The sequence below is a fragment of the Segatella copri genome, assembly GCF_019249655.2.
In the GTDB taxonomy this organism is placed as follows: Bacteria; Bacteroidota; Bacteroidia; order Bacteroidales; family Bacteroidaceae; genus Prevotella.
Genome location: NZ_CP137557.1, coordinates 1 through 13,759, shown reverse-complemented (window position 1 = coordinate 13,759; position 13,759 = coordinate 1). Strand labels below are relative to the sequence as shown.

7 protein-coding genes and 1 riboswitch are annotated in these 13,759 nt (G+C 47.3%); of the genes, 3 read left to right on the top strand and 4 right to left on the bottom strand.

Annotated features, from left to right (window positions below; all coding sequences use genetic code 11):
* Positions 1–24: 24 nt before the first annotated feature.
* Positions 25–1,236, bottom strand: coding sequence for a glycoside hydrolase family 5 protein (locus KUA49_RS00035; RefSeq protein WP_218411721.1), 1,212 nt, complete (start codon positions 1,234–1,236; stop codon positions 25–27).
* Positions 1,237–1,477: 241 nt separating this feature from the next.
* The gene (locus KUA49_RS00030) at positions 1,478–5,539 is read right to left on the bottom strand and encodes an ATP-binding protein (RefSeq protein ID WP_218411739.1); all 4,062 of its coding nucleotides are present in this window, start codon (positions 5,537–5,539) and stop codon (positions 1,478–1,480) included.
* A 690-nt stretch (positions 5,540–6,229) separates the two neighbouring features.
* Between KUA49_RS00030 and KUA49_RS00025 the strand changes: the two genes are divergently transcribed.
* Positions 6,230–7,516 (top strand): M18 family aminopeptidase, encoded by a 1,287-nt coding sequence (locus KUA49_RS00025; protein ID WP_218411720.1) that lies wholly within the window; start codon positions 6,230–6,232, stop codon positions 7,514–7,516.
* 84 nt (positions 7,517–7,600) lie between these two features.
* Here the strand turns inward: KUA49_RS00025 and KUA49_RS00020 are convergent, their stop codons facing one another.
* Complete coding sequence (locus KUA49_RS00020) at positions 7,601–8,914, bottom strand: RagB/SusD family nutrient uptake outer membrane protein (protein WP_218411719.1); 1,314 nt, start codon at positions 8,912–8,914, stop codon at positions 7,601–7,603.
* A gap of 168 nt (positions 8,915–9,082) precedes the next feature.
* A riboswitch (TPP riboswitch) is annotated at positions 9,083–9,194 on the top strand.
* Positions 9,195–9,219: 25 nt separating this feature from the next.
* Here KUA49_RS00020 and KUA49_RS00015 point away from each other — a divergent pair.
* Both KUA49_RS00015 and pnuC read left to right on the top strand, forming a co-directional pair.
* Positions 9,220–11,580 (top strand): TonB-dependent receptor, encoded by a 2,361-nt coding sequence (locus KUA49_RS00015; RefSeq protein WP_218411718.1) that lies wholly within the window; start codon positions 9,220–9,222, stop codon positions 11,578–11,580.
* Positions 11,581–11,592: 12 nt separating this feature from the next.
* Positions 11,593–12,183: a nicotinamide riboside transporter PnuC gene (gene pnuC, locus KUA49_RS00010; protein WP_006847825.1), complete on the top strand. Its 591-nt coding sequence runs from the start codon at positions 11,593–11,595 to the stop codon at positions 12,181–12,183.
* A 160-nt stretch (positions 12,184–12,343) separates the two neighbouring features.
* On the opposite strand, the gene dnaA is transcribed toward pnuC, so the two are convergent.
* Positions 12,344–13,759 carry a chromosomal replication initiator protein DnaA gene (gene dnaA, locus KUA49_RS00005; protein ID WP_218411717.1) on the bottom strand — a complete coding sequence of 472 codons (1,416 nt, stop codon included), beginning with the start codon at positions 13,757–13,759 and terminating at the stop codon, positions 12,344–12,346.

Below are 13,759 nucleotides of genomic sequence, written 5' to 3'. Positions count from 1 at the left end.
TTTGTTTTTATTTTTAGTTTAACATTATTCTTTCCCAAAGATTCCTTCGAGAATCCAAGGAGCATTCACCTTCATACTCTTGAAACGGTCGAAGATGCCATACTTCTCAGAGCCGTTGCCGAAGTGGTTGTTGTCCCAAACGAAAGTAGAGAAGCCTCGTTTGCGAGCCTCCGTAGTCAAGAACTTACAGTAGTAGGTCATGTTTTCATGCACTTTCTCTGAGTTTGACTTATAGTGATCGGTTACTCCCCACTCTCCTATTACGATACCCAGTCCTTTGTTGCTCCAGGTATTCACCGCCTTGTCGAAGAAATCCGTCATCGTCTTCTCGTTTTCAGCAGGTATCTTGCCAGCATCCTTGTAAGCATCACCCCAGTAATCGTAGGTGCAATCGCCGGCGTAGCTCCATGGCTGATAGTAGTGGAATTCCACACTCATATAGTTATTGCCATTGCCTTCGGTATCCTTTGGAATGATGAAATCTCCATTCTCGATGCCAAACCAAGGGTTACAAACGTAAGTCTGTAAGATGAGGTGGCGCTTGGCATTGTTGCCGCCTGTGGCACGAACCACATCCACGAATATCTGATTGTAAGCATTCTGCACTTCGAGGTTCTCGGCAGTAGGCTTGCCCCAGTTGTCCCTGATGTGAACCTCATTGGTACCGGCGAAAGCCAAGCGACTGTCATAATTGGCAAACTCAGAGGCGATATTCATCCAGAGGAGCGCAAGCTTCTGGCAGTTTTCTTCCTTATATTGATAGGTAGGACGACCTTCGAGCCATTTTTCATGATGCACATTGATGATAACCTTCAAACCGTTGTCAAGACACCAGCCCACTACCTCCTTGATGCGAGCAATCCAAGCCTTGTCGATGCTCATTGCCTGAGCGTTGGTAATGTGGCACTGCCAACGGATTGGAATACGGATGGCATTGAAACCTGCCTTCTTCACGGCTTGTATCATCTTCTTGGTAACAACGGGATTGCCCCAGGCTGTCTCTGCATGGATGGAACCATCAGGGTTGCCAATCTGCATCGACTCACCATCCTGCCCAGGAGCTGAGCACTCGAATTCATTACCGAGATTCCAACCTACTACATCCTTGTTCCATTGCTGGGCGGTAGGAATCGATTCGCTTGCATCAGATGTATCCACCGAAGGACTAGCACTGCAATAAAATGCAGTAAACATACTTGCAAATAGCAAGCAGATTTTCAAAAAGTTCCTTTTCATTATTAAATTTTTAAACCTAGTGTATAGTTGCTGTTTAGCATAATTGTTATTCATTGCGAGTTACTATAAGAACTCGACTGCAAAAGTACAGAAAAGGGAGAAAAGCCAGGTTAGAATGCAAACAAAAAAGGTTTCAAATCTGACTTATCGCCAGGTCTGAAACCTTACATTTACATATAACCAGCTGAATATCAGAAGGTAGTAATTTTACTTTCTTTACCAGCAATTTACATGGCTCATTTTATTCATACTTACTCGGTGACACCCCAAAATGCTTCTTGAAGACTGTACTGAAGTACTTTACGTTTACAAATCCAGTCTTCACGGAGACATCCAAGACGCTATCGCCTTGCTTCAGATACTGGGCAGCCTGCTCCAAACGGATGAGTCGCATGAAGTCTTGCGGTCCTTGCCCTGTCAGAGTCTTCAACTTGCCATAAAAGAGCGTACGGCTCATCGCCATCTCCCGGCAAAGGCGGTCGATGGTGAAGCCGGTATCGCTCAGGTTATCGAGAACGAGACGGGTTGCTTTCTCAACGAAGGCCTGGTCCATCGGATCCAAATCCGGTTCTTTTTCATCAGATGATTTATTCGTTTCATCGGAAGATTTATTTGCTTCATCAGATGATTTATTCGTTTCATCGGAAGCCACGGATGGCAGAGAAGGTTCGCTTGGCAACAGGCACTTTGAAGACGATAGCCCAGAGTCCTTTCCTCTTACGATGGCGATACTTTGCTCCATATAGTATTGACTCAGACGGCGACGGTTCTTCAACATGCCCGCAATCTTGCTGGCAAGGATGGCTGAGTCGAACGGCTTGGCAATGTAATCGTCTGCTCCAAGGTCTAGACCTTCTATCATGAAATCACGACCAGCCTTCGCCGTCAGGAGGATGACAGGCAGCCAACTGGTCTCCTTGTTTTCCTTGATGCGACGGCAGAGTTCGTCGCCCTGCATACCCGGCATCATCACATCGGATACCACGATGTCACACTCACCATTCTCAGACAGATACTTCAAGGCAGCCTCGCCACTCTCCACATCCACTACATGATATTGGTCGGCGAAAGCCATACGGATGTATTGACGGAGGTCTTCGTTGTCATCTACAAAAAGGAGCGTGTCCTTAAGGGGTTCCTCTGATATTATTCTTTCATCGGCAGACACGGAGGTATCTGAAGTTTCCGGCAGACTTGCTGGCTTGGAAGAAACGGAAACATCAACATTTCCGTTATCAGGCAATACAACCAAGAAAGCAGTTCCCTTACCTTCTTCGCTCTCGAATGTTAACTTTCCTCCCAGTTTCTGCACAAGCTGGCGAGTGAGCATCAAGCCCAAGCCACTGCCCATCTCCTGAGAATTGACCGCATTGGAGGCACGGAAGAAACTCTGGAAGATATGCTTGGCCTCGGTTTTCGGGATACCGATGCCGGTATCGCTTACCTGGATGCAGACTTGCTTGGCAACCTCATCGAGCGAAGCAGAGACGGTGATGGTTCCACCCACCTGCGTATATTTTACGGCATTGGAGAGCAGATTCTCGAATATCAAATCCATCATAGAAAGATCGGTAGAGAAGATATGCTGTCCACAGGTTGCCAACCGAAGACTGATACGTTTCTCCTGGGCTGACATCTGGAACTTATCCACCTGCTGACGCAAGAGGACAGACAGTTCCACTTTCTGCAAGCGAACTTGTGTCTTCGCTACGGCAATTTTCTGGAAATCAAGCAACTCGGTCACCATCTTCAGAAGCTTATCGCCATTACGCTGTGCCATCTCCAAGAACTTTCGGCTCTTATCGCCCAGTGTAGCATCCTTCGCCAAGTCGGCAAGAGGAGCCAGCACAAGACTCAAAGGGGTACGGATGTTATGGGCGGTATTCACAAAGAAGTTGATCTTTTCATCGTAGTACTTGCGATGCAAACGCTCCCTGTAGTAATCCCAGCCGAAATAGACTATAGCACCAAAGATGCAGAGATAGAGAATCCATGCCCACCAAGAGTTCCACCATGGTTGGGCGATATGAATGCGCAAGGTGGATTCTCCCAATATGCGTCCGTTACTCCTACCCATTGCCTTGACATGCAGGGTGTAACTGCCAGGAGGCAAGTTGGCAAAACGAGCCTGCTGGTAGGCAGAAGGCACACTCCACTGATGGTCGTACCCCTCCAGATAATACTGATACTGGATGTCGTGCTGATACGGATAGTTGATGCTCTCGAAATGCACGATGAGGGTTTTCTCATCATGAGAGAAATTCATCTTGCCTTCCTGCAACATCCCGAAGAGTTCTGCATGCCAATCTTCCAGTTGGTCAGCCTCATCGAAAGTCTTTCCTTCCACCTCAACACCCGTGATATGAAGAGGAGCCTTGTAGTTCAATCCCCTGGCAAACTTGGATGTCAAGACCACAGCACCATCATTGCTTCCGAAAATCATTCGCCCGTCTTGGGTTCGGACCACAGCCATACGCTTGTACTCCCGCTCCAATCCCTTGAAGAAGTTGAGATTGGTCACCTTTCCATGATCGATGAAAGCCAGGCCTTTGTCGGTACTCATCCACACCTTGCCAATTGGAGTCTTGACCAAGGCATAGACGGTGTTGGAAGGCAAAGACTGCGAGATAGTATAGTTCTTGACCTGATGCTTCTGCCAATCGTAGAGGTACAAGCCTCCTCCATCGGTGGCTATCCAGATATGCCGTGCATCCTGAAAAGCCATCGCATTGACAAAGAAATTATAATCGAAAACTGGAAATTCAGACGGATAGAAGAATCGACTGACACGAAGGCTTCGCTTGTCGATACGATAACATCCATGAGACGTTCCCACTGCAATACTCTTCTTGTCTGGAGACTCCACGATACTCTGAACTTCATTGATTGGCAAGTAGTTAACAGAGTTATCCACATTTCCATTCTTTTCTAATGATGATGGGATATGTACCAAGTCTCCATCCAAACAACCTATCCACAAGCCTCCTTCGCTATCCTTGAATATGCTATATACATAGTCGGTCTTTAACTTGCCATTCGACACAGAGTAAGCCCGACTACTGCTTCCATCGGCATGAACCTGAAAGATGCCATCACCATAGGTTCCCGCCAAGACCTTGCCGTCGGCAGTCTGACAAAGGGTAAGCACCACCTTATTATATAGGGCATGATGCCACTGTTGGGTTTGCTCGTCATAGATGCTCACCCCCTTGTCGGTAGCATACCATATCTTGCTATTGCGGCCCAGTGCATCCACGCTCTGCATGACGTCGTTCACACCATTATTGATAAGCGACTGGCTGTTGAGATACTCATGGCGCACAAACTCCAAGGTATGCTCCATCGGAATAGCCATATCCACACCTCCCGAATAGGAGCCAATCCAAAGGTCGCCAAGATGATCCTTGCAAAGGGCATAGACGCCATTGCCATGCAATACATTCTCCGGTCTGCCATCCGTATTCAAAAGTAGATTCGTCTTACAGGTCTTCTTGTCGTAGGCATAGACACCTGCTCCATCCACCGCCATCAAGATGGTGGCTGCGTCGTAGGGGATAATGGAACGAACAGGGATGAGCGGAACATCTGCTAAGGATGAGAATTGCGCAAGAGAAGACAATGGCTTCCAGGTTCTGTCATCGAGCAAGACAATGCCACGATGGAAAGTTCCCAACCATATCTGATGAGCCTTCACGTCGTGATAAGACGAAAGAACGGAATACCCTCGCAAGAGCAATCGAGGCTGGGCTGCATTCGGTGAATAGGCGAAGACTCCCGAAGGAGAACCTATCAATAACTGTTTACCAATGAATCGGATATGATTGACATACGTGTTCTTCAGAATGTATTTTCCTTTGTTTGGCGAACTGGGGGTTGTTTTGTCTTTGCTACCAGCAATAGATTGAGGAGCTATCCTATACACGCCCCTATCCAATGCCATCCAAAAGCATCCCTTGTCATCGACCAACAAGTCATTGAGCATCACACTTCCTCCAAGCACATTCAGCAGATTGACCTGGAGTTGGAATGTGTCTTTCACCTTATTATATATATAGATCTTTCCTTTATTATCATAGGCATAGATATGCTGTTGGCTATCCTTAGTCAACTTGATGTTTCTGCCACTGGCATCACTAAACTGCATATCCGTAGCCAAGGTATAGTTACGTACCTGTTGACCATTGTATCTGTCAACGCCTCGCTTGGTACTGATCCACATAGCACCATCCTCAGCCTCAACTATCGAATACACACGGGCACTTGAAAGCCCATAGTCCGTATTGAGATTCGACAACATCAGCATATTGCGGGTCAAATGTTCCTGTGCATGGAGCTGGGAACACAACACCATGCACAAGAGCCACAGGAAAGCAACCTGCAATCTGAGGAAATACGATAAGCCTTTATTTTTCATTTTGATAAGGATTCCAATTGCTATTTCAATTATTTCTTATATTCTTTATTCTTTGCAAAAATAATGTTTTTAAAAGACAATTCGGCAGAAAAGACGAAATCTTGTGCTTATTTAACTATTTCGCCAAATGGCTTTACTGAGCCTCGTGTATTTAAAGACTTTCCCCAGCGTGAGTATAAAGTCGCTTTGCATGTCGGCCGTAGAAGATGAATAGTTCTCATACCTAAAGATAAAAGTATGCATCTCTAGATAAAAGTTTCGTTCAACGACGTTGAACCGACATTCAGCGACGTTGAACGCACATTCAGCGTCGTTGAACGCACATTCAACGTCGCTGGACGAAACTTTCTATTAGGCAAAAGCACCTTTTTCCCTAATAGCAACGAAGACTTTTCCTAAGATTAACACAAAAATAATACTGGAAGGAGTGAGTCCAGCATCAGTACATTTTGCTTTCTTACCCTAAAATAACTAAAAAATAAGGAGATGCAAGCCGTATTCCGAAAAAAAGTATTATTTTTGCAAAAAAGAAACGAATAAAAGTGCAAGACACTTACATGGAATAAAAATTAAAAAGATATGATTAAAAGACTATTATCCTTTCTTGACGCTTCGCCAGTGAATTTCCTGGCTGTCAAGAACATGGCGGATGAACTGGAGAAGAATGGTTTCCGCCGCATCAATCCGCAGGAGCCATTGGGCAAGGTTGAGGCTGGTGACAAGTTCTTTGTCACCAAGAACGACTCTTCTATCTATGCCTTCCAAATCGGAAAGAAGACGCTTGCCGATGCAGGCTTCCACATGATCTGTGCTCACTGCGATTCCCCTACCTTCCGCATCAAGCCAAATGCCGAGATGCTCTGCGAGGGCGGTATCGTAAAACTGAATACCGAAGTTTATGGTGGTCCTATCATGTCCACCTGGTTCGACCGTCCGCTGACCCTGGCGGGTAGAGTCATCGTGAAGGGCGAGGATGCGATGAATCCCCAGACACTTCTTCTTCATGTAAAGCGCCCATTGTTGCAGATCAGCAATCTTGCTATCCACTTCAACCGTCAGGTGAACGATGGCGTGAAGTTGAGCAAGCAGAAGGATGTGCTCCCTATCCTCGGCATCATCAACGATGAACTGGAAAAGGGTAATCTGCTGATGAACGTGATTACCAGCGAACTGAATATCCAGAAAGAAGATATCCTCGACTTCGATCTCTATCTGGCTGATGCCACTCCAGCCTGCACCTTCGGTGTACACGATGAGTTTATCTCTTCAGGAAGACTCGACGATTTATCGATGTGCTGGGCTGGCATAGAGGCAATGATTGCATCAGATGCCAATGATACCACCCAGGTTCTCGCCATCTTCGATAATGAAGAGACGGGCTCTCAGACCAAGCAGGGAGCCGGAAGTCCATTCCTTTCATATATGCTCCAGCGCATCGCCCTGGCACAGAGCCATACAGAAGAGGCTTATTATCAGGCTGTGGAACGTGCCTTCATGATTTCAGCCGATAATGCGCATGCCTGGCATCCTAACTATAGCGAAAAATTCGACCCTACGAATCATCCTAAGTTGGGCGGTGGTCCGGTCATCAAGTTCAATGCAGCCCAGAAGTATGCGAGCGATGCTGTATCAGCAGCCATCTTCGCCAACATCTGCGATGCAGCCGGTGTTCCTTGCCAGCGCTTCGTGAACCATAGCGATGTGGCAGGCGGAAGCACATTGGGCAATATCCTCGCCTCTTCCATCCCATTGAAGGGTGTGGATATGGGCAATGCCATCCTCGCTATGCACAGTTGCCGCGAAACAGGCAGCGTCATCGACCACGAATACTGCGTGAAGGCTTTCACCAATTTCTATCAGTTGTAATCCCGATTTATCTCTTCACCTTCTCGCCCCGTATCCCCCCTGTTTATCGGGGTTTCGGGAGGTGAAGAGTTTTTGGCTATCTGCCTACTCATATCCTTTGTTCTGAACCAACTTGCCATTGAAGGCAAGGCTCCGCTGAGGTATCGGGAAGACGATGGAAGAGGACGTAAGAGCGGACTGAACAGAACGGCGAAGATACGAGGACTTGAGGAACTTGCCGAAACGGATAAGATCCTGACGATGACAGTTTTCGCCCGCCAGCACAACCTGACGGTCTTCCAGAATATTGGCAAGCGAGGACTTGCGCGCAGGCAAACCGGCATGCGCACGAACCATATTATACTCTGCCCTGCCATCCCCATCGTTGCGCTCCATCGCCTCAGCCTTCATCAGCAAAACATCAGTATAGCGGAAACGGAACAGAGGTTTGGCTGGTCGGGAATGCAGAACAGAATCAGCCTCATCCATCACCAGCGCATCCTTCGGCATCTGATAATGCACAGAACTGTTGAAGATTTCATCCTCCTCTAAACTGTAGCCTTCATCAGCCAGTCTGTTGCAATAGAAGATACAGGTTTCCCAAGCATTCAATATCCTGCTGCGGTTCTCACTCGCCTTGCCGCCCGTAATGAGCGAGGCGCCATCGGCAGTACGCACCATAAATTCCAGGTCCCTACCCTTCGGACGCTTCCTGTAACCCTGCGCCCAATCGTTGTACATATAGATTTCAGCATTCAGCGCCAGTTTAGCCAGCAGGAAGTTGACCACAGGCTGCGTGATGCGCCCATAATGAGAGCCTTCCTCCAAACTTGACGTCTGAGGAAGATAAGGCAACACCTGCTGCAATTCGCTGAAGATGAAATGGAAGATTTCGCTCCGTTCGCTCTGAGGCGACAGCTTTTCATCGGTAACCGAAGAGCCCGATGCCGGTTCATAGATGAGTGATTCTGCCGCAGACAGGAGTACCGGAATCCTGCCATACAAATCCATCGCCTCATAATACATCATGGCTCTGATGGCACGCACCTCAGCCTTGAACTGCGCCTTCTGGTTATCGGTAAGCCGTACTGACTGTAAATCAATCATATCCAGCGACTTGTTGCACATGCCGATAGCCCGATAAAGATATTGCCAGGAAGAATAAAGCTGTTCATCATCAGGAGAAAGAGAAAGCAGACTGTCCAGACGCTGAATATCGCAGATGCCTTCCCCATCTATCGTTCCACCCATAAAATCATATAAAGGAGCTATGGTCGTATCGAATATTTCAGACGCAGAACCATTGCTGCCACCCCCATCGAGCTGATCCTTAGGATGCTCATTAAAGCACGATGAGAATGCCAACAGGGTCAGGAAAGAGATGACCCAAGTGAACAAATGTGAAATATATCGTCTCATAACCATATCACATGAAGTTTAGGTTTCAAACTGTAAGGACTGCGAATAACAGCAATCCGACTGCAAATATAAGAAAAAAGAATGATAAAAGGACACAAATATAGTAAAAATCTACGTAAATTTTGCGGGATTAAAATTTATTTGTAACTTTGCACCCGGTTAGCAGAGAGCTAACTAAGGGGTGCTACCGCCGGAAAAGAGAAAAAAGCGGATGCTGAGAATATACCCATCGACCTGAACCAGGTAATGCTGGCGTAGGAAAATAAGGCAAATTCCCCCTTATATGATGTTTTTAATTTAAATAAATGAAAAGATTCAACGGGATCGCACTCAGTGTAGCGTTTTGCTCTTTGGCAAGCCAGGCTGCACTGGCACAGACAAAAATCGACACCTTGAAGGTGCAGAATTTGAATGAAGTGATTGTAAAAGGCGTACGTGCCACAAAGGAAGCTCCATACGCCGTGGCTAACATCAGGAAATCAGAACTCAAACAATTCTCTTGCTCAGGTCAGGAATTGCCATTTCTCCTTTCTCGTACACCGGGCATACTCGCCTGGAGTGAGAACGGTATCGGCACCGGTACTACCTATATGCGCATCCGTGGCGCTGCCGGAAGCCGCATCAATGTAACACTCGACGGAGTGGCTCTCAACTCACCGGAAGACCAGACCGTTTTCTGGGCTAACATGAACAGTTATTCTTCGCTCCTGGGCAGCATCCAGGTACAGCGCGGCGTAGGCTCTTCTACCAATGGCGACGGTGCCTTCGGTGGAAGCATCTCTATGGCTACAGCTGCTCCTTCGCTCACCCCTACTGCAGAAGTTACCGGTTCTTTCGGTTCTTACAATACCTATCATACAGGCGCCAGCTTCTCTACAGGTCTGCTCGGCAAGCATCTGATTTTTGACGGTGCTTATCACGAGACAGCTACCGACGGTTATATAGACGGCACAGCAGGCCGCTCAGGGTCTTACTATGGCGGACTGACCTGGCTGGGCGATAACTTCAAGATAAGCTACAAGAACATCGGCAACTTCGAGAAGACCGGTCAGGCTTGGAACGGTGTGCTGGGCGGAGATTACAACTCTAACTTCACCCTCCTTCAGGATGGCATCCGCACTTATAAAGATATGTATAAGGCAGGTCTGGATAAGTTTAACGTGCTGACAGGCGATATGGTTCGCAACGACAAGGGCGATTATACCATCACTCCTTATACCCTGCGCGACGGAAGCAAATGGGACAAGACTACTGATAACTTCTATCAGAACCACAACATCCTTTCGGCTACCTGGACACCTGGCAGCCACTGGAGCCACAGCCTCTCACTGCATTACACCTATGGCTACGGCTACTACAAGGAGTTTAAGAACAACGCAAAGTTTGCCAAGTTCGGACTCGTTTACAAGGATGCAGAGGGCAACAAGGTCAAGAAGTCTGACTTCATCCGCAAGAAGGGACTCACCCAGCATACCTACGGCATGGTATACAATACCAACTACAAGGATGAGCACTGGGATGTTATCGGCGGATTGAACCTGCAGCAGTTCCGCGGCAACCACTGGGGATACCTTACTTATATCGCCAACCAGGATGCCGAGAAGAAGTTCTTAGGCAGCAACGGAAAGTATAAGTACTATGATTCTGATGCCCACAAGTATGACTACAGCGCCTTCGTCAAGGCAAGCTATCGCTTTGCAGACTACTGGAATGCCTTCGCTGACCTGCAGTATCGCCGTGTAGAATACAAGACCGACGGTATCAACGATAAATTTATCGCCCAGGCAGATGGCAGCTACAAGAACCAGGAGCTGAACATCAACGAGAAGTACAACTTCTTTAACCCTAAGGCAGGTATCAGCTTCAATAAGGATGGCCACAAGGCATACGCATCTGTAGCCTACAGCAACCGCGAGCCAGAGCGCAACAACTTTACCGACAACTTCAACTATCCATTCCCTAAAGAGGAGAAGCTGCTCGATGTAGAGTTCGGCTATCAGTATCAGGGCGACAACTGGCATGCAGGCGCCAACTTCTACTATATGGATTATGACAACCAGCTGGCTCAGACCGGACAGTTGAGTGACATCGGCGAGGCGCTGACCACCAACATCAAGGATTCTTACCGTATGGGCGTAGAGCTGACAGCCGGCTGGGCACCATTGTCATGGTTGTCTGTAGAAGGAAATGCCGCTTTGAGCAAGAACAAGATTAAGGACTTTGATGAGTATGTAAGCAACTGGGAAGACGATACGAAGCCAGGCGTAGTACATTACGACAACTCAACCCTGTCTTATTCTCCATCAGCTATCCTGAACGGATTCATCGATATCCACTATGCCGGTTTCTCTGCTACCTGGCACACCAACTTTGTAAGTCGCCAGTATATTACCAACACAGAAGACCGCGACTTCTCGCTGCCATGCTATTCACAGAGCGACCTGAGCCTGAACTACAGTGCTAAGGTAACCAAGGCACTCGGCATCAAGGAGGTAAGCTTCGGTGTAGACATCAACAATATCTTCAACCGCCACTATGCAGCCAGCGCATTCACCTGGGGCAATGCTACCGGTTACGGATATACATTGGACAAACGATTCAAGCAGATAGCCTACATCCCGATGGCAGATACCACCTGGATGACGCATCTTACATTGAAGTTCTAATCAGAAATCATCATGATGGATTATATTGCATCACATGGTTTAGACATCTTTACCACGGTACTCGGACTGGTTTATATCCTGTTGGAGTACCGTGCCAGTATCTGGCTCTGGCTGGTAGGCATCATCATGCCCGCCCTGGACGTATGGCTCTATTGGAGTCATGGTCTTTACGGCGATGCGGGTATGGCGGTCTACTATACGATAGCCGGTATATATGGTTATGCCGTATGGAAATATGGCAAGAAGCACAACCAGAAGGAGAAAGAAGAACTTCCGATTACCTATATGAAGAAGTCGCTCTATCTCCCTACTCTTCTGTTCTTCCTGGCAGCCTGGGGCATCACCTATTATATACTGATAACTTTCACCAACTCTACGGTTCCCCTGCAAGACAGTTTCACCAATGCCCTGAGCTTTGTGGGTCTCTGGGCGCTGGCACGCAAATATATCGAGCAGTGGTTTTTCTGGATTATCGTAGATGCCGTTTGCTTCTATCTCTATATCGTCAAAGGCATCCCTTTCAAGGCTGGACTTTACGGTCTCTACGTCATCATCGCCGTAGCCGGATACTTTAAATGGAAGAAGATGATGAAAAAGAGTTGATAGTTTATAGTTATTAGTTTATAGACGGAAAAAGGAAGCCAAGGCAAATACAAACTTGCCAGACTTCCTTTTATTTCATTTATATAAACGAGAACCACTATACCAAGGTTCCGTGCTTATCTATGTGATCAGGGCTTCTTTAGAAAAAAACGCCCTAGAATTACTTCTTTACTTTCAAGCCGCTCTCGATGCTTGCCAGTTCATCGCTGAACTCAGCGTCCACCTTCAAGCGTTCCTCCACCTTTGTAGTACTGTGGATAACGGTGCTATGATCACGATTACCAATCAATTTGCCCACTCTCGAAGCCGGCATCTTGATAAGTTTCTGTGCCAGATACATCGCCACCTGACGCGCCTCCACATACTCACGCTTGCGGCTCTTGCTGTTCACGGCAGCCACCGTCACCTTATAATGAGAGCATACAGCCTCTACCACTTCATCAAGGGTGAGAGTCTTGGTACTCTCCTCTACCTTCACGGCACGCTTTACCACACGTTCTGCCAACTTGATATCGATGCTGCTGTTGTAAACGATGCTATAAGCCAACAGGCCATTAATGGCACCCTGCAAGTCACGAACACTGCCGTTACAGGTCTGGGCGATGTAAGAAACCACATCCTTAGGAATCTTCAAGCCGTCTTTGCGAACCTGACTGCTCACAATATCGACACAAAGTTCCACATTTGGCTTCTCCAACTCAGCAACCAATCCACAAGAGAAACGGGTAATCAGACGGTCTGGCATGTCCTTCAACTCCACAGGAGGTCGGTCGCTTGCCAGAATGATTCGCTTACCATTGCGGAAGAGGTGGTTGAAAATATGGAAGAAGGTGTTCAAGGTTTTAGCCTTTCCTGCCCAATCCTGCACATCATCCACAATCAGAATATCGATAGACTGATAGAAGTTGATGAAATCGTTGCTTGCATTATGCAGCACAGCATCCGTATATTGCGTCTGGAAGAGACGGGCACTTACGTAAAGCACTCGTTTCTGAGGATACAACTGCTTGGCTCTCAATCCGATGGCATTCACCAAATGAGTCTTTCCGCTACCAGAAGGACCATAGACGAACATCGGGTTAAACTGCGTAGTGTTCGGATGCTCAGCAATAGACAATCCCACCGAACGAGGCAGCTTGTTGCTGTCTCCTTCTACGTATGTATTAAAGGTGAGCTTTGGGTCAAGCTGGGTATCAATGTCTTCCTGCTGCTGAACATCGGCTGGCATTCCTACCTGCTGATTCATCGCATTTCGCGAGGCATCAACACCGTCGCTCACCTCGGCATCTACTCCCTGCGCCACAGGCTGCTGTTTATCAGCAGCTACCACGCGATATGTGAGACGGATTCCATCGCCAAAATTTCGATGAAGCACCTTACTTAACAAGCCAACATAATTCTGTTCCAAGTACTCGTATACAAACGGACTTGGAACTTGAACCAATAAAGTCTTAGTCGAAGGTTTATACGACTCGAAGACTATTGGTCTAAACCATGTATTATATTGCTGCTCCGAAACATTATCCTTTATGAACAAAAGACTATTGTCCCAAAGCGCCTTTGGACTTGCTAACAT